Here is a 14,910-nt window from a genome sequence, read left to right as displayed (position 1 = left end):
GCCGATATGAGCAGCGAGAACCTCCCCCAGACCCCTGAGCAGCAGGGCCGCAAGCCCCGCGTGGCCGTCGTGTTCGGCGGCCGCAGCTCGGAACACGCCATCTCGGTCGTCACGGCGGGCGCCGTACTGCGCTCCATCGACCGGTCCAAGTACGAGGTGCTGCCCATCGGCATCACCACGGACGGCCGGTGGGCGCTGACCGCCGACGAGCCCGCGCGGATGGCCATCGCAGACCGCAGGCTCCCGAGCGTCGAGGAGCTCGCCGAGTCCGAGGACGGCGCCGTCGTGCTCTCGGTCGACCCGGCCAGCCGCCAGGTCGTCTACACCGAGCCGGGCGCCGTCCCGAAGGCCCTGGGCGAGGTCGACGTCGTCTTCCCCGTGCTGCACGGCCCCTACGGCGAGGACGGCACCCTCCAGGGCCTCCTGGAGCTCTCCGGCATCCCGTACGTCGGCTCGGGCGTCCTCGCCTCGGCCGTCGGGCAGGACAAGGACTACATGAAGCGCGTGTTCACGTCCTTCGGGCTGAGCGTCGGCCCGTACGTGACCATCCGCCCCCGCGAATGGGAAGCCGACCGGGACGCCGCCACCGCCAAGATCCTGGACTTCGCCGCCGAGCACGGCTGGCCGCTCTTCGTGAAGCCCGCCCGGGCCGGCTCCTCGATCGGCATCACCAAGGTCGACGACGCCTCCGGCCTGGAGGCCGCCGTCAAGGAGGCCCGCCGCCACGACCCGAAGTTCATCGTGGAGGCGCTGCTGCGCGGCCGCGAGATCGAGTGCGGCGTCCTGGAGTTCGAGGACGGACCGCGGGCCAGCGTGCCCGCCGAGATCCCGCCGGTCTCCAGCCACGACTTCTACGACTTCGAGGCGAAGTACATCGACTCCGCCTCCGGGATCGTGCCCGCCCCGCTCACCGCGGAGCAGACCGCCGAGGTCCAGCGGCTCGCGATCGAGGCCTTCGAGGCGGCGTCGTGCGAGGGCCTCGTGCGCGCCGACTTCTTCCTCACCGAGGACGGCGAGTTCGTCATCAACGAGATCAACACGATGCCCGGTTTCACGCCGATCTCGATGTACCCGCTGATGTGGGAGAAGACGGGCATCGCCTACCCGGAGCTGGTGGACCGCCTGATCCAGGCCGCCCTGCGCCGCTCCACGGGGCTGCGCTAGCACCACCTACAGCCGCCGCCCGCCGGCCGCCCTCCAACGGGGGCGGCCGGCGGGCGGCGGTGTGCCGGAGCTCAGTAGGAGGAGAAGCCCTCGGGCACGGTCGCGGCGATCGCCGCGGACAGACCGACGAGCATCCCCGCGTCCGTGGCATGCTCCTTGTCGACCCGGACCTCCGTGTAAGCCAGCCGCATACCGGTGGTGAAACGGAATCCGCCGTCGCCGACCTTCTGGAGCAGCCAGGCCACGCCGTTCACATGGACGCCCTCCTGCTTCGGATCCAGCATCTCGGGGGGTTTGGCGATACCGCACCGCAGTACGATCGCCGAGCCGCCCCACGAGGCGGTCAGGTCGGACTCCGGTTCGGTCCGGGTCCGCGCCAGGCCGGCCACCGTCTCCGGGAGCTCCTTGTGCAGTGCCGCACAGAACCCAGCGACGTCGGTCGGCGGCGCGGGCGGCGGTTCCACCCGGGCCCCGGAACCGCCCGGGGAGCACGCCGCCAGGGCGGCGGCGGACACGGCGAGGGCGACGGGCAGGGCCAGGACACGGAGGGGCCGGCGGTGGAGGGACATCACCGGCCAAGAGTAGACGGGGGCTACAGATGGACCACCGGACAGGTCAGGGTGCGGGTGATCCCCTCCACCTGCTGGACCTTGGCGACGACCATGCGGCCGAGCTCGTCCACGGTGTCGGCCTGGGCGCGCACGATCACGTCGTACGGACCTGTCACGTCCTCGGCCTGGATCACCCCCGGGATCTGGCCGATGGACTCGGCGACGAACGACGCCTTGCCCACTTCGGTCTGGATGAGGATGTACGCCTGTACCACGGAACCTCCAGGGCGGCCACGAGGGTCATTTCCCCTAATCTTCGGGTGGACCCCACACGATGGACAGGGCCGGGGGAAGAAGGGACGCCACGGTACCGCGTCGCCGTGCGCCACGGGGAGACCTGCGGGCCCGGCGCCACGCACAGCGGGGCGTACGGAGAGCAGAAGTTGACGTATCTGTTGACGGTACCCAGAGCTGTGACGGCTCGCGACCGCAAGCGGACTGGGCAAGAAGGGGCACAGCGATGAAGGGCACTGTCGGCGAGCTGGGGGAGTTCGGGCTGATCAGGGAGCTCACCTCACGGCTCACCACCACCCCGGCGGTCCGGCTCGGACCCGGCGACGACGCCGCGGTGGTGTCGGCCCCCGACCGGCGGGTCGTGGCGAGCACCGACATCCTGCTGGAGGGCCGGCACTTCCGGCGCGACTGGTCCACGGCCTACGACGTCGGCCGCAAGGCCGCCGCGCAGAACCTGGCGGACATCGCGGCCATGGGAGCCGTGCCGACCGCACTGCTCCTCGGCCTCGTCGTGCCGGCCGAACTCCCGGTCACCTGGCCCACCGAGCTGATGGACGGCATCCGTGACGAGTGCCAGGTCGCCGGCGCCGCCGTGGTCGGCGGCGACGTCGTCCGCGGAGACACCATCACCGTCTCCATCACCGCCCTCGGCGACCTGCGCAACCACGAGCCCGTACTGCGCTCCGGGGCCCAGCCCGGCGACGTCGTCGCCGTCACCGGCTGGCTCGGCTGGTCCGCGGCCGGCTTCGCCGTGCTCTCGCGCGGCTTCCGCTCCCCGCGGGCGTTCGTGGAGGCCCACCGGCGCCCCGAGCCGCCGTACCACGCGGGTCCCGCGGCGGCCGGGCTCGGCGCCACCGCCATGACCGACGTCAGCGACGGCCTGATCGCCGACCTCGGACACATCGCCGAGGCCAGCAAGGTCCGCATCGACCTGCGCTCGGCGGCCGTCGACATCCCGACGCAGATGCACGACATCGGGCAGGCCGTCGGCGTGGACCCGCTCCAGTGGGTGCTCACCGGGGGAGAGGACCACGCGATCGTGGCGACCTTCCCGCCCGACGTGAAGCTCCCCGCCCGCTGGAAGGTCATCGGCGAGGTGCTGAACCGCTCCGCGCTGCCCCAGGTGACCGTGGACGGCGCACCCTGGACCAGCACCGGCGGCTGGGACCACTTCGGGGCCGACCCGGCCGCCCAGGACGGCACGCAGTGAACACCGCACCACGGCACGCAGTGAACACCGCACCGCCGCTGTGCCTGACCGTCGCCGGATCGGACTCCGGCGGCGGCGCGGGCATCCAGGCCGACCTCAAGACCATGCTGGCCCTCGGCGTGCACGGCATGAGCGTGGTGACCGCCGTGACCGCTCAGAACTCGCTCGGGGTACGGGGAGCCTGGGAGCTGTCCCCCGAGGCCGTCACGGCCCAGTACCGGGCCGTCGTGGACGACATCGGCGTGCACGCCGTGAAGACCGGCATGCTGTCCTCCGCCGCACTGGTGGAGACCGTCGCCGCGCTGCTCGCCGACACGGCCGCGCCGACCGTCGTGGACCCCGTCGGCGTCTCCAAGCACGGGGACGCGCTGCTCGCCGCCTCGGCGCTGGACGCCGTACGCGGCGAACTGCTGCCGCGGGCCACGGTGGCCACGCCCAACCTGGACGAGGTCGCCCAGCTCACCGGAGTCGTCGTGGAGAACGAGGACGACATGCGCCGGGCCGCCGACGCGATCCTCGGCCACGGACCCCGCTGGGCGCTGATCAAGGGCGGGCACCTCGCGGCGCACGGCGACGAGGCCGTGGACCTGCTCACCGACGGCACCGAGGAGCGGTGGCTGCGCGCCCCGCGCCACTCCAACCGGCACACCCACGGCACCGGCTGCACCCTCGCCAGCGCGATCACGGCGGGCCTGGCCAAGGGGCTGGACGTCCCGGAGGCCGTCACAGCCGCCAAGGAGTACGTGACGGGCGGCATCGCCGCCGGCTTCGCGCTCGGCGGGGGCATCGGCCCCGTGGACCACGCCTGGCGTCAGCGCTGACCCCGCCCGGACCCCCGGGATTCCCCGGACAAGGCAAAAGGCCGGTCCACCAGAGGTGGACCGGCCTTCTTGGCAACCGGAAGGGGCTGCGCTACGACGGGCGTCAGCGCGAGACCTTGCCGGCCTTGATGCACGAGGTGCAGGCGTTGAGGCGCTTCGGCGTCCCATTGACCACGGCACGGACGCGCTGGATGTTCGGGTTCCAGCGACGCGAGGTGCGGCGGTGCGAGTGGGAGATGTTGTTGCCGAAGCTCGGCCCCTTGGCGCAAACGTCGCAGTTGGCAGCCACAGGTCACTCCAAAGACTTCAGATGCACTTACAGTGAAACCGGCGCACCGGTTCAGAGATCTGAGGTGGTTTGCCGGGGAAAAGGCCCGACTTTCATCGGGCAACCGGAGCAGCATACAACGTCTGCGCCCGCCCTAGAAAACTACCATGGCGCCCGGCGGCCCCGCTCCGCGGTCCGGACCCCGGGGGCGCGGTCCTTCGTTACCCTGCGGTGAACCCTGGCCCGCACAAGGAGGAACGCCCGGTGCCGCACGAGGCTCAGCCGCAGCCCGCCGACGAGCTCGACGCCGAGGCCGTGCGCACCTGGAGCTCGCTCGCCCTCGCCGCACTGGGACGGGCCCGCTACGACATCGACGCGATCAACGTGTACCCGGTCGCCGACGCGGACACCGGCACCAACCTCTACCTCACCGCAGAGTCCGCCGACCGCGCCCTCACCGAGACCTTCGAGAACGCCGCCCGCTCCACCGGGGCAGGGGCCGGGGCCCGTGCCGGGACCGGTGCCGCTGCCGGGAGCGGCACCGCGGACGTGACCGGCGCCGCGCAGCCCACCTCCCTGGCCGAGGCCGTACGGGCCTGGGCGCACGGCGCGCTCGTCGGCGCCCGCGGCAACTCCGGCACGATCCTCGCGCAGCTGCTGCGCGGAGTGGCCGACGTACTCGGCGCCGAGCCCGACGGCCGGCAGACCGGCCCCGGCGGGCTGCTGGCACACGCCCTCACCCGGGCCGCGGAAGAGGCCTACGCTGCCGTCGCGCACCCGGTGGAGGGCACCATGCTCACCGTCGCGGGCGCCGCCGCGCGGGCCGCGGAAGCGGCCTCGTCGGCGGCGGGCACCGCGGCCGACGTGGCCCGCGCCGCCTACGACGGCGCCCGCGCCGCACTCGCCGAGACCCCCGGGCAGCTCGCCGCGCTGGGGCGGGCCGGGGTGGTCGACGCCGGCGGCTGCGGGCTGGTCGCCGTACTCGGCGCCCTCTGGCAGGCACTGTCCGGCCAGGAGCCGGCCGCCCAACCGCCCACGGGCCGGGCCGCGACCCCGGCGCCGGGGCCCGCGGACCCCTGCGAGCAGCACGAGGACGGCCCCGCGTACGAGGTGATCTACCTGCTGGAGGCCTCCGAGGCGGCGGTCGCGGAACTGCGCGCGCACCTCGACGGACTCGGCGACTCCCTGGTCGTGGTCGGCGGCGACGGGCTGTGGAACGTCCACGTCCACGTCGACGACCCCGGCGCGGCCGTGGAGGCGGGTGTCGTCGCCGGGCGGCCGTACCGGATCCGGATCACGCACTTCGGCGACGAGCGCCGCCGGGGCCGCGGCGAACGCGCCCAGCGGGGCGTGGTCGCGGTGGTCCCCGGCGAGGGACTGGCGGGCCTGTGCGCCGAGGCCGGCGCGACCACCGTGCTCGTGCGCCCCGGCGAGGTCCCGGCCACCGCCGAACTCCTCGACGCCGTCCGCCGCGCCCACGCCCGCGAGGTGGTGCTCCTGCCGGGCGGCACCGAGCTGCGTGCCGCCGCGGCCACCGCGGCCGAACAGGCCCGCGCCGAGGGCGTGCGGGTGGCCGTGATCCCCACCCGGTCCGCGGTCCAGGGCCTGGCAGCCCTCGCCGTCCACGACCCGGACGGCAGCTTCGACGAGGACGTGGTGGCCATGACCGCCGCGGCCGGCGCCACCCGGTACGGGGAACTGGCCGTCGCCGAACGCCAGTCCTTCACCTCGGCCGGCATCTGCCAGGCCGGCGACGTGCTCGGCCTCATCGACGGCGATGTCGCCCTGATCGGCGCGGGGCTGCCCGAGACCGCGGAGGCCGTGCTGGACCGGATGCTGGGCTCCGGCGGCGAACTCGTCACCCTGGTCCTCGGACCGGAGGTGCCGGACGCCGTCGCCGAACGCCTGGAGGCGTACGTCCAGTCCGGCCACCTGGCCGTGGACACCGTCACCTACCGGGGCGGCCGGTACTCGGCGCCGCTCCTCATCGGGGTGGAATAGCGGGCTTGTCAGCGCCATGGTGTGCAATGGAACACGTGCCCGCGCTCGACGAAGACCTCAAGAAGACGCTCGGTCCCGCCACCGCCAAGGTGCTGGCCGAGCAGCTCGGCCTGCACACGGCCCTGGACCTGCTCCACCACTACCCGAGGCGGTACGCCGAGCGCGGCGAGCTGACCTCGCTGGCCGAGCTCGCCGACCAGATCGACGAGCACGTCACCGTCGTCGCCCAGGTCGCCGACGCCCGCGTCCTGACCTTCAACGGGGGCCGGGGCAAGCGGCTGGAGGTGACCATCACCGACGGCAGCGGCCGGCTCCAGCTGGTCTTCTTCGGGGCCGGCGTACACAAACCGCACAAGGAACTGCTCCCCGGCAGCCGCGCGATGTTCGCCGGCAAGGTCTCCAAGTTCAACCACAAGCTCCAGCTCGCGCACCCGGCGTACGAGCCGCTCGGCGGCGACGCCTCCGACCGGGACGCCGCCACCGCCTTCGCGAACCAGCTGATCCCGATCTACCCGGCCTGCGCGAAGCTGGAGTCCTGGAAGATCGCCAAGTGCGTGGACGCCGTGCTGCCCAGCGCCCGGGAGGCCGTGGACCCGCTGCCGCCCGCCCTGCGCGAGGGCCGCGGCCTCGTCCCGCTCACCGAGGCCCTGCTGAAGATCCACCGGCCGGCCACCAAGGCCGACATCGAGGACGCCCGGCAGCGCCTGAAGTGGGACGAGGCCTTCGTCCTCCAGGTCGCCCTGGCCCGCCGCCGCCACGCCGACGCCCAGCTCCCGGCCGTCCCGCGCCGCCCCGCCCCCGGCGGCCTGCTCGACGCCTTCGACGCCAAGCTGCCCTTCACCCTCACCGACGGCCAGCGGACCGTGTCGAAGGAGATCTTCGACGACCTCGCCACCAGCCACCCCATGCACCGTCTCCTCCAGGGCGAGGTCGGAAGCGGGAAGACGATGGTGGCCCTGCGGGCGATGCTGGCCGTCGTGGACTCCGGCGGTCAGGCGGCGATGCTCGCGCCCACCGAGGTGCTCGCACAACAGCACCACCGCTCCGTCGTCGAGATGATGGGCGAGCTGGCCGAGGGCGGCATGCTCGGCGGATCCGACCAGGGCACCAAGGTCGTGCTGCTCACCGGGTCGATGGGGATGCCCGCGCGCCGCCAGGCCCTGCTCGACCTGGTCACCGGTGAGGCCGGGATCGTCATCGGCACGCACGCGCTCATCGAGGACAAGGTGCAGTTCCACGACCTCGGCCTGGTCGTCGTCGACGAACAGCACCGCTTCGGCGTGGAGCAGCGCGACGCACTGCGCTCCAAGGGCAAGCAGCCCCCGCACCTGCTGGTGATGACCGCCACCCCGATCCCGCGCACCGTCGCCATGACCGTCTTCGGCGACCTGGAGACCTCCGTCCTCGACCAGCTGCCCGCGGGCCGCTCGCCGATCGCCACCCACGTGGTGCCGGCCAAGGACAAGCCGCACTTCCTCGCCCGGGCCTGGGAGCGGGTCCGCGAGGAGGTGGAGAAGGGCCACCAGGCGTACGTGGTCTGCCCGCGCATCGGCGACGGGGAGGACGACCCGAAGAAGAAGCAGGCCGCGGACGACGCCGACAAGCGGCCGCCGCTCGCGGTCCTGGAGATCGCCGAGCAGCTCGGCCGCGGACCACTGGCCGGGTTGAGCGTCGAGGTGCTGCACGGCCGGATGGACCCCGCCGACAAGGACGACGTCATGCGCCGGTTCGCGGCCGGCGAGGTCAAGGTGCTGGTCGCCACCACCGTCATCGAGGTCGGTGTGAACGTTCCGAACTCCACCGTCATGGTGATCATGGACGCGGACCGGTTCGGCGTCTCCCAGCTCCACCAGCTGCGCGGCCGCGTCGGCCGAGGCTCTGCCCCCGGCCTGTGCCTGCTGGTCAGCGAGATGCATGAGGCCAGCCCCGCCCGGGCCCGGCTGGCCGCCGTCGCCGCCACCCTCGACGGCTTCGAGCTCTCCCGGATCGACCTGGAACAGCGCCGCGAGGGCGACGTCCTGGGCCAGGCCCAGTCCGGAGTGCGCTCCTCGCTGCGCATGCTCGCCGTCATCGAGGACGAGGAGGTCATCGCCCAGGCCCGGGAGGAGGCCACCCGCGTCGTGGCCGAGGACCCGGCGCTGGAGCGGCTGCCGGGCCTGCGGACCGCGCTGGACGCCCTGCTCGACAGCGAGCGCGAGCAGTACCTGGAGAAGGGCTGAGCGGCACGACCTATCGTTGGAGTGCCGCGGCAGCCCCGCCGCACGCCCCCTACCGCCGTACCGAAGGACCCAGATGACCCGCGTGATCGCCGGCAGCGCCGGCGGGCGACGGCTGGCCGTGCCCCCCGGCACCGGCACCCGGCCGACCTCGGACCGGATGCGCGAAGGCCTCTTCTCCACCTGGGAGTCCCTGCACGGGGTCGAAGGAGCCCGGGTACTCGACCTGTACGGCGGCTCCGGCGCCGTCGGTCTGGAGGCCCTCTCCCGGGGCGCGTCCCACGCCCTGCTCGTCGAGGCCGACGCCAAGGCCGCCAAGGCGATCCGGGACAACATCCGGACCCTGGGCCTGCCCGGAGCCGAGTTCCGCGCCGGCAAGGCCGAGCAGATCGTGGCCGCCCGCGCCGCCGGGGACCCGTACGACGTCGTCTTCCTGGACCCGCCGTACGCCGTGGACAGTGCGGACCTGCGGGAGATCCTCCTCACACTCCGGTCCAATGGCTGGATCACGGACGATGCGCTCGTCACCGTGGAGCGCAGCACCAGGAGCGGCGCCTTCCCGTGGCCCGAGGGCTTCGAGCCGCTCCGATCGCGCAAGTACGGCGAGGGCACCCTTTGGTACGGCCGCGCCGCCAGCCGAAGCGAAGACTCATGAACGAGGGAGTTCAGTTGCGCCGCGCCGTCTGTCCGGGGTCCTTCGATCCCATCCACAACGGACACCTCGACATCATCGGACGCGCCTCCAGGCTGTACGACGTCGTGCACGTCGCCGTGATGATCAACAAGTCGAAGCAGAGCCTGTTCACCGTCGAGGAGCGGGTCGAGCTGATCCGCGAGGCGACGGCCGACTACGGCAACATCAAGGTCGAGGCCTTCCACGGCCTGCTCGTCGACTTCTGCAAGCAGCGGGACATCCCGGCCATCGTCAAGGGCCTGCGCGCGGTCAGCGACTTCGACTACGAGCTGCAGATGGCCCAGATGAACCTGGGCCTGTCGGGCGTCGAGACGCTGTTCGTCCCGACCATCCCCACCTACAGCTTCCTGTCCTCCTCGCTGGTCAAGGAGGTCGCGACCTGGGGCGGCGACGTCGCCCACCTGCTGCCGGAGCACGTCCACGCGGCGCTCCTGGAGCGGCTGCGCAACCGCTGACCGGCTGACAGGGCATCAGGCGGTGTCGGGCGCCCGCCCGGTGGCCTTACAGTCGTCCCGTCCGTCTCAGGAACCGCCCGAGGCCGAGAGAGTGCGAGCCCCCATGGACGTGCAGAAGAAGCTCGACGAGATCGTCGCGGCCGTCGGCGGCGCCCGGTCCATGCCCATGTCGGCCTCCTGCGTGATCAACCGCGCCGAGCTGCTCGCCCAGCTCGAAGAGGTCCGCCAGGCGCTCCCCGGCTCGCTCGCCCAGGCTCAGGAGCTCATCGGCGGCCGGGAGCAGATGGTCGAGGACGCCCGCCGGGAGGCGGAGCGGATCATCGGTGCCGCCCACGACCAGCGCGGTTCGCTGATCGCCGACACCGAGATCGCGCGGCGCTCCCAGGCCGAGGCGGACCGGATCCTGGAGGAGGCCCGCCGGGAGGCCGAGGAGATCCGGGCCGAGGCCGACGACTACGTCGACAGCAAGCTCGCGAACTTCGAGGTCGTGCTGACCAAGACGATCGGCTCGGTGGACCGGGGCCGGGAGAAGCTGCTGGGACGCGGCCCGGGGCTGGACGAGGACGGCTACCCGGACGCGGACGCCCCCGAGCGCAGCCACGACCCCGAGACGCAGCGCCAGCAGGCGGACGCGTACGTGGACACCAAGCTCGCGACCTTCGAGGCAGTGCTGTCCAAGACCCTCGAAGCCGTGGGGCGCGGCCGCCAGAAGCTGCTCGGCCGGGTCCCGACGGACGACCTGGGCGTGCACATGGCGGCCCAGGACGCGGCCGCGGGCCAGACCTCCCGCTCGGCGAGCGACTCGGACTTCCTGGCGGGCCTGGCGGAGCCGGAGCCCCCGCACGCGCCGGCGCCGGTCCCGGCCCGGCCGGAACCCCTGTACGACTCGTACGCCTACCAGCAGCCCGCCGCCCAGCGGCAGGACGCCTATGCGTACCACGACCCGTACGGGGGCTACGAGCAGCAGCCGGACCCGTACGCCGGTGCGGGCGGCTCCACCGGAGCGGCCTACGCCGCGCACTACGACGCGCAGCAGCCCGATCCCTACGCCGCATATCAGCAGCAGCCGCAGCAGCCGACGCAGGCCCAGCACCCGCAGCACGCGCAGCAGCCCTCGCTCGACGAGACCAGCTTCTTCGACACGAGCATGATCAACCTGGACCAGCTGCGCCAGTACGAACAGGGGCGCTAGGGCCGGATTGGGCTCAGAGCGAAGCGCCGGGTATCCTGGCTCTTCGGTCGCGCGTATGCACCGCGATCCGTGCTGCCCGTACGTGCGGGATCTACGCAGCATTTTCGATCTTCAGCGATCTGTGAAAGCAGGAACGGCCCTGAACACCCGCCTCGACCACCGCAACCCCCTCGTGTTCGACACGCACGAGCTGGGTCGGCGTCCTGGTGCCATGCAGCGGCTGTCCCGCGAGATCGACGCACCGGCGGACCTCGGTCTCGCCGGCGTGATCGGGGTGCCGGAAGGCGCCCCGGTGAAGCTCAACCTCCGCCTGGAGTCGGTCATGGAAGGGGTGCTTGTCACAGGCACCGTCCGTGCGTCGGCCGAGGGGGAGTGCGTAAGGTGTCTGGAGGCCGTCCGGCGTGAGCTCAAGGCGGACTTCCAGGAGATGTTCTCGTACCCTGACGCCGACGACCGGGGCCGCGGCAAAGCGGAGCCGGCCGACGACGCCGAGGACGACGAGGACACGCTCTTCCTCGAGGACGGTTTGTTCGACCTCGAACCCGTGCTGCGGGATGCGGTGGTGCTCGCACTGCCGATGCAGCCGGTGTGCCGGGAGGACTGTCTGGGACTGTGCCCTGAATGCGGGGCCGGCCTGAACGACGACCCGGACCACCACCACGACGCCGTCGACATCCGTTGGGCGGCATTGCAGGGACTCGTCACCGATCAGGGCGATGAGAAGGACAACATGAGCGGCACTGCGTCTGACGGAGTTCAGAGCGCCGCCGAGAAGCAGGAGAAGTAGCCGTGGCTGTTCCGAAGCGGAAGATGTCGCGCAGCAACACGCGCCACCGCCGGTCGCAGTGGAAGGCTGCGGTCCCCACCCTGGTTTCGTGTGAGCGTTGCCAGGAGCCGAAGCTCCAGCACATCGCGTGCCCGAGCTGCGGCACCTACAACAAGCGCCAGGTCCTCGAGGTCTGAGCGGCTGGTGAGAGGCGCAATGTCTGAGCTGTCCAACGCTGAGAAGCAGGCAGACAGTAACAACGCGGCCTCGTCCCACACGCTTCTGGAAGGGCGGCTCGGGTACCGACTCGAGTCCGCCCTTCTGGTGCGTGCGCTGACCCACCGCTCGTACGCGTACGAGAACGGCGGTCTGCCCACCAACGAACGCCTGGAGTTCCTCGGGGACTCCGTGCTGGGCCTGGTGGTCACGGACACGCTGTACACGACCCACCCCGATCTTCCCGAAGGCCAGCTGGCCAAGCTTCGGGCCGCGGTGGTCAACTCGCGCGCACTGGCGGAGGTCGGACGCGGCCTCGACCTCGGCTCCTTCATCCGGCTCGGCCGGGGCGAAGAGGGCACGGGCGGCCGGGACAAGGCCTCCATCCTCGCCGACACCCTTGAAGCGGTGATCGGTGCGGTCTACCTCGACCAGGGCCTCGACGCGGCCTCGGAGCTGGTCCACCGGCTCTTCGACCCGCTCATCGAGAAGTCCTCGAACCTCGGGGCCGGCCTGGACTGGAAGACCAGTCTCCAGGAGCTCACGGCGGCCGAAGGTCTTGGCGTACCGGAATACCTGGTCACCGAGACCGGTCCGGACCACGAGAAGACCTTCACTGCTGCCGCCCGCGTCGGTGGTGTCTCGTACGGCACCGGCACCGGCCGCAGCAAGAAGGAAGCGGAACAGCAGGCCGCGGAGTCCGCATGGCGCGGGATCCGCGCCGCGGCGGACGAGCGGACCGCGGCGGCGGCGGCAGCGGCGGCCGCTCCGGCAGAGGTCCCGGCTTCGGCCGAGGCCGTGGACGGCGGGGTGCCGACGCCCGCCGAATCGGCGCCGGACGCCTGACCTTCCTTCGGTATCCCTTCGCCCGCCCCTGCACCGCAGGGGCGGGCGATGCCGTTTCCGGGCGGCCGGTACGCTCGCGGCAACGCCCAGATCCGCACCCCACGGAGGTACCCCGTGCCCGAGCTGCCCGAAGTCGAAGTCGTACGGCGGGGGCTGGAGCGCTGGGTCGCCGGACGGACCGTCGAGGCCGTCGAGGTCCTGCACCCGCGTGCGGTGAGGCGCCATCCGGGCGGCGGGGCCGACTTCGCGGCACGGCTGCGGGGAGAGACCCTCGGGGTGCCGCAGCGGCGCGGGAAGTACCTGTGGCTGCCCGTGGCGGGACGGGACCTGTCGGTGCTCGGGCACCTGGGCATGAGCGGGCAGCTGCTCGTGCAGCCCGAGGACGCCCCCGACGAGAAGCACCTGCGGATCCGGGTGCGCTTCGGGGACGACGCCGGGACGGAGCTGCGCTTCGTGGACCAGCGGACCTTCGGCGGGCTCTCGCTGCACGAGACCGTGGCCGGCAGCGCCGAAGGACTGCCCGACGTCATCGCGCACATCGCACGGGACCCCCTGGACCCGCTGTTCGACGAGGCGGCCTACCACCTGGCGCTGCGCGCCAAGCGGACCACCGTCAAGCGGGCGCTGCTCGACCAGTCCCTGATCAGCGGGGTCGGCAACATCTACGCCGACGAGGCCCTGTGGCGCGCCAAGCTGCACTACGAGCGCCCCACGGGCAACCTCACGCGTCCCCGGAGCGCGGAACTCCTCGGCCATGTCCGGGACGTCATGAACGCGGCCCTCGCCGTGGGCGGCACGAGCTTCGACAGCCTGTACGTCAACGTGAACGGGGAGTCGGGATACTTCGACCGGTCGCTCGACGCGTACGGGCGCGAGGACGAGCCCTGCCGGCGCTGTGGCACGCCGATGCGGCGCCGGCCTTGGATGAACAGGTCGAGCTACTTCTGCCCGCGCTGTCAGCGGCCGCCGCGCGTGCCGTCGTAGGTCTCCCGGGCGGTCAGGACCGCCGACATGTTCCCCTCCAGGTAATGGATCAGCGCGAGGAGCCGGTCCGCGACCTCGACGCCGAGCGGGGTCAGTTCGTAGTCGACGCGCGGCGGGTTGGTCGGCTGCGCCTCACGGTTGACGATGCCGTCGCGCTCCAGCGCGTGCAGGGTCTGGGAGAGCATCTTCTCGCTCACGCCCTCCACCCGGCGGCGCAGCTCGTTGAACCGGCACGGGCCCTCGCGCAGGGCGCCCACCGTGAGGCTGCCCCAGCGGCCGGTGACGTGCTCCAGCGTCTCGCGGGACGGGCAGGCGCGCGCGAAGACGTCGAACGGCTGCTCGGAATCGCAGGCATCGGTACAGACGGGTGTCTCCATAGGACAAGCGTACTCCGAGGCAGCGCTAACTCGAAGCTTGCGCTTTCGAAAAGTTAGTGGTTCTCTTTTCCTCGTCGCACCACGCTCCGTGCTGCGGCGGGAGTCTTCCCGAGGGAGAGATCAGCCTTGTCCGGTATCACGCACAGCCCCGTCGTCTCGATCGCCTACCACTCCGGCTACGGCCACACCGCCGTCGTCGCCGAGGCCGTCCGCAGCGGCGCCGTGGACGCCGGGGCGACCGTCCACCTGATCAAGGTCGACGAGATCGACGACGCCCAGTGGGAGCTGCTCGACGCCTCCGACGCGATCGTCTTCGGCTCCCCGACGTACATGGGCACCGCCTCGGGCGCCTTCCACGTCTTCGCCGAGGCCTCCTCGAAGCGCTGGTTCGGCGACGCCTGGCAGGACAAGGTCGCGGCCGGCTTCACCAACTCCGCCTCGAAGAGCGGCGACAAGCTGCACACGCTGCAGTTCTTCCAGGTCCTGGCCGCGCAGCACGGCATGAACTGGGTCAACCTGGGGCTGAAGCCGGGCTGGAACTCCAGCACGGCCTCCGAGAACGACCTCAACCGCCTCGGCTTCTTCTCCGGCGCCGCCGCCCAGTCCAACTCCGACGAGGGTGCGGACGCGGTCCACAAGGCCGACATCGCGACGGCGGAGCACCTCGGCCGCCGCGTCGCGGAGCACACCCGCGTCATCGTCGCGGGCCGCGCCGCCCTGGCGACCGCAGCGGTCTGATCCCCCGGGGGTCTGGCCGGTATCGCGGCATCGCCCGCAGGGCGATGCCGGAAGCCGAAGAAGGGGCCGGGTCTGGTGACCCGGCCCCTTCCGGGCGTTGAGCGCTGCGGCCTGTGC

Annotated in this window: 17 protein-coding genes; 13 read left to right on the top strand and 4 right to left on the bottom strand. The window is 72.1% G+C overall.

Annotated features, from left to right (window positions below; translation table 11 throughout):
- Nucleotides 1-6 precede the first annotated feature (6 nt).
- On the top strand, nucleotides 7-1,164 hold the full coding sequence (locus tag AB0F82_RS06535) for a D-alanine--D-alanine ligase family protein (RefSeq protein ID WP_362624620.1): 1,158 nt from the start codon (nucleotides 7-9) through the stop codon (nucleotides 1,162-1,164).
- 71 nt (nucleotides 1,165-1,235) lie between these two features.
- On the opposite strand, the gene AB0F82_RS06530 is transcribed toward AB0F82_RS06535, so the two are convergent.
- A complete protein-coding gene (locus AB0F82_RS06530; protein ID WP_362624618.1) occupies nucleotides 1,236-1,733 on the bottom strand; it encodes a DUF3515 family protein in 498 nt (165 codons plus the stop codon).
- Between the two features lie 23 nt (nucleotides 1,734-1,756).
- Nucleotides 1,757-1,990: an Lrp/AsnC family transcriptional regulator gene (locus tag AB0F82_RS06525; protein WP_030028650.1), complete on the bottom strand. Its 234-nt coding sequence runs from the start codon at nucleotides 1,988-1,990 to the stop codon at nucleotides 1,757-1,759.
- A 245-nt stretch (nucleotides 1,991-2,235) separates the two neighbouring features.
- Between AB0F82_RS06525 and AB0F82_RS06520 the strand changes: the two genes are divergently transcribed.
- Nucleotides 2,236-3,219 carry a thiamine-phosphate kinase gene (locus AB0F82_RS06520; RefSeq protein WP_356810551.1) on the top strand — a complete coding sequence of 328 codons (984 nt, stop codon included), beginning with the start codon at nucleotides 2,236-2,238 and terminating at the stop codon, nucleotides 3,217-3,219.
- Nucleotides 3,220-3,239: 20 nt separating this feature from the next.
- Complete coding sequence (gene thiD, locus AB0F82_RS06515; protein WP_362624913.1) at nucleotides 3,240-4,040, top strand: bifunctional hydroxymethylpyrimidine kinase/phosphomethylpyrimidine kinase; 801 nt, start codon at nucleotides 3,240-3,242, stop codon at nucleotides 4,038-4,040.
- Between the two features lie 103 nt (nucleotides 4,041-4,143).
- Here thiD and rpmB read toward each other — a convergent pair whose 3' ends face one another.
- A complete protein-coding gene (gene rpmB / locus AB0F82_RS06510) occupies nucleotides 4,144-4,329 on the bottom strand; it encodes a 50S ribosomal protein L28 (RefSeq protein WP_007266795.1) in 186 nt (61 codons plus the stop codon).
- A gap of 243 nt (nucleotides 4,330-4,572) precedes the next feature.
- Between rpmB and AB0F82_RS06505 the strand changes: the two genes are divergently transcribed.
- The 9 genes from AB0F82_RS06505 to mutM all read left to right on the top strand — a co-directional run bounded on the left by AB0F82_RS06505 (nucleotide 4,573) and on the right by mutM (nucleotide 13,678).
- Nucleotides 4,573-6,309: a DAK2 domain-containing protein gene (locus AB0F82_RS06505; protein ID WP_362624615.1), complete on the top strand. Its 1,737-nt coding sequence runs from the start codon at nucleotides 4,573-4,575 to the stop codon at nucleotides 6,307-6,309.
- A gap of 26 nt (nucleotides 6,310-6,335) precedes the next feature.
- Nucleotides 6,336-8,528 (top strand): ATP-dependent DNA helicase RecG, encoded by a 2,193-nt coding sequence (gene recG, locus AB0F82_RS06500; protein ID WP_362624613.1) that lies wholly within the window; start codon nucleotides 6,336-6,338, stop codon nucleotides 8,526-8,528.
- 73 nt (nucleotides 8,529-8,601) lie between these two features.
- Complete coding sequence (rsmD, locus tag AB0F82_RS06495; protein WP_356810547.1) at nucleotides 8,602-9,180, top strand: 16S rRNA (guanine(966)-N(2))-methyltransferase RsmD; 579 nt, start codon at nucleotides 8,602-8,604, stop codon at nucleotides 9,178-9,180.
- 14 nt (nucleotides 9,181-9,194) lie between these two features.
- Nucleotides 9,195-9,674, top strand: a complete 480-nt coding sequence (gene coaD / locus AB0F82_RS06490; protein ID WP_356810609.1) for a pantetheine-phosphate adenylyltransferase — start codon at nucleotides 9,195-9,197, stop codon at nucleotides 9,672-9,674.
- A 103-nt stretch (nucleotides 9,675-9,777) separates the two neighbouring features.
- Complete coding sequence (locus tag AB0F82_RS06485) at nucleotides 9,778-10,866, top strand: cell division initiation protein (protein WP_362624610.1); 1,089 nt, start codon at nucleotides 9,778-9,780, stop codon at nucleotides 10,864-10,866.
- Between the two features lie 139 nt (nucleotides 10,867-11,005).
- The gene (locus AB0F82_RS06480; protein ID WP_356810608.1) at nucleotides 11,006-11,653 is read left to right on the top strand and encodes a YceD family protein; all 648 of its coding nucleotides are present in this window, start codon (nucleotides 11,006-11,008) and stop codon (nucleotides 11,651-11,653) included.
- Nucleotides 11,654-11,655: 2 nt separating this feature from the next.
- A complete protein-coding gene (gene rpmF / locus AB0F82_RS06475; protein WP_003965982.1) occupies nucleotides 11,656-11,829 on the top strand; it encodes a 50S ribosomal protein L32 in 174 nt (57 codons plus the stop codon).
- Nucleotides 11,830-11,848: 19 nt separating this feature from the next.
- Nucleotides 11,849-12,694, top strand: a complete 846-nt coding sequence (gene rnc / locus AB0F82_RS06470; RefSeq protein WP_362624608.1) for a ribonuclease III — start codon at nucleotides 11,849-11,851, stop codon at nucleotides 12,692-12,694.
- Between the two features lie 114 nt (nucleotides 12,695-12,808).
- On the top strand, nucleotides 12,809-13,678 hold the full coding sequence (gene mutM / locus AB0F82_RS06465) for a bifunctional DNA-formamidopyrimidine glycosylase/DNA-(apurinic or apyrimidinic site) lyase (protein WP_362624606.1): 870 nt from the start codon (nucleotides 12,809-12,811) through the stop codon (nucleotides 13,676-13,678).
- Here the strand turns inward: mutM and AB0F82_RS06460 are convergent.
- On the bottom strand, nucleotides 13,651-14,055 hold the full coding sequence (locus tag AB0F82_RS06460; protein WP_356810543.1) for a winged helix-turn-helix transcriptional regulator: 405 nt from the start codon (nucleotides 14,053-14,055) through the stop codon (nucleotides 13,651-13,653). The two genes, mutM and AB0F82_RS06460, sit on opposite strands and share 28 nt — an antisense overlap.
- A gap of 126 nt (nucleotides 14,056-14,181) precedes the next feature.
- Between AB0F82_RS06460 and AB0F82_RS06455 the strand changes: the two genes are divergently transcribed.
- The gene (locus AB0F82_RS06455) at nucleotides 14,182-14,793 is read left to right on the top strand and encodes a flavodoxin family protein (protein WP_362624603.1); all 612 of its coding nucleotides are present in this window, start codon (nucleotides 14,182-14,184) and stop codon (nucleotides 14,791-14,793) included.
- Nucleotides 14,794-14,910 lie beyond the last annotated feature (117 nt).

The organism is Streptomyces virginiae (genome assembly GCF_040638905.1).
In the GTDB taxonomy this organism is placed as follows: Bacteria; Actinomycetota; Actinomycetes; order Streptomycetales; family Streptomycetaceae; genus Streptomyces; species Streptomyces virginiae_B.
Note: the sequence above shows the minus strand (reverse complement) of the source record. Positions and strands in the feature narration are given on the sequence as shown.

What these genes read in the sequence shown, in the direction of transcription:
- recG (WP_362624613.1), top strand. Translation starts at nt 6,336, where the DNA reads ATGGAACACGTGCCCGCGCTCGACGAAGACCTCAAGAAGACGCTCGGT.
- rsmD (WP_356810547.1), top strand. Translation starts at nt 8,602, where the DNA reads ATGACCCGCGTGATCGCCGGCAGCGCCGGCGGGCGACGGCTGGCCGTG.
- rnc (WP_362624608.1), top strand. Translation starts at nt 11,849, where the DNA reads ATGTCTGAGCTGTCCAACGCTGAGAAGCAGGCAGACAGTAACAACGCG.
- AB0F82_RS06535 (WP_362624620.1), top strand. Translation starts at nt 7, where the DNA reads ATGAGCAGCGAGAACCTCCCCCAGACCCCTGAGCAGCAGGGCCGCAAG.
- AB0F82_RS06460 (WP_356810543.1), bottom strand. Translation starts at nt 14,055, where the DNA reads ATGGAGACACCCGTCTGTACCGATGCCTGCGATTCCGAGCAGCCGTTC.
- AB0F82_RS06530 (WP_362624618.1), bottom strand. Translation starts at nt 1,733, where the DNA reads ATGTCCCTCCACCGCCGGCCCCTCCGTGTCCTGGCCCTGCCCGTCGCC.
- AB0F82_RS06520 (WP_356810551.1), top strand. Translation starts at nt 2,236, where the DNA reads ATGAAGGGCACTGTCGGCGAGCTGGGGGAGTTCGGGCTGATCAGGGAG.
- AB0F82_RS06485 (WP_362624610.1), top strand. Translation starts at nt 9,778, where the DNA reads ATGGACGTGCAGAAGAAGCTCGACGAGATCGTCGCGGCCGTCGGCGGC.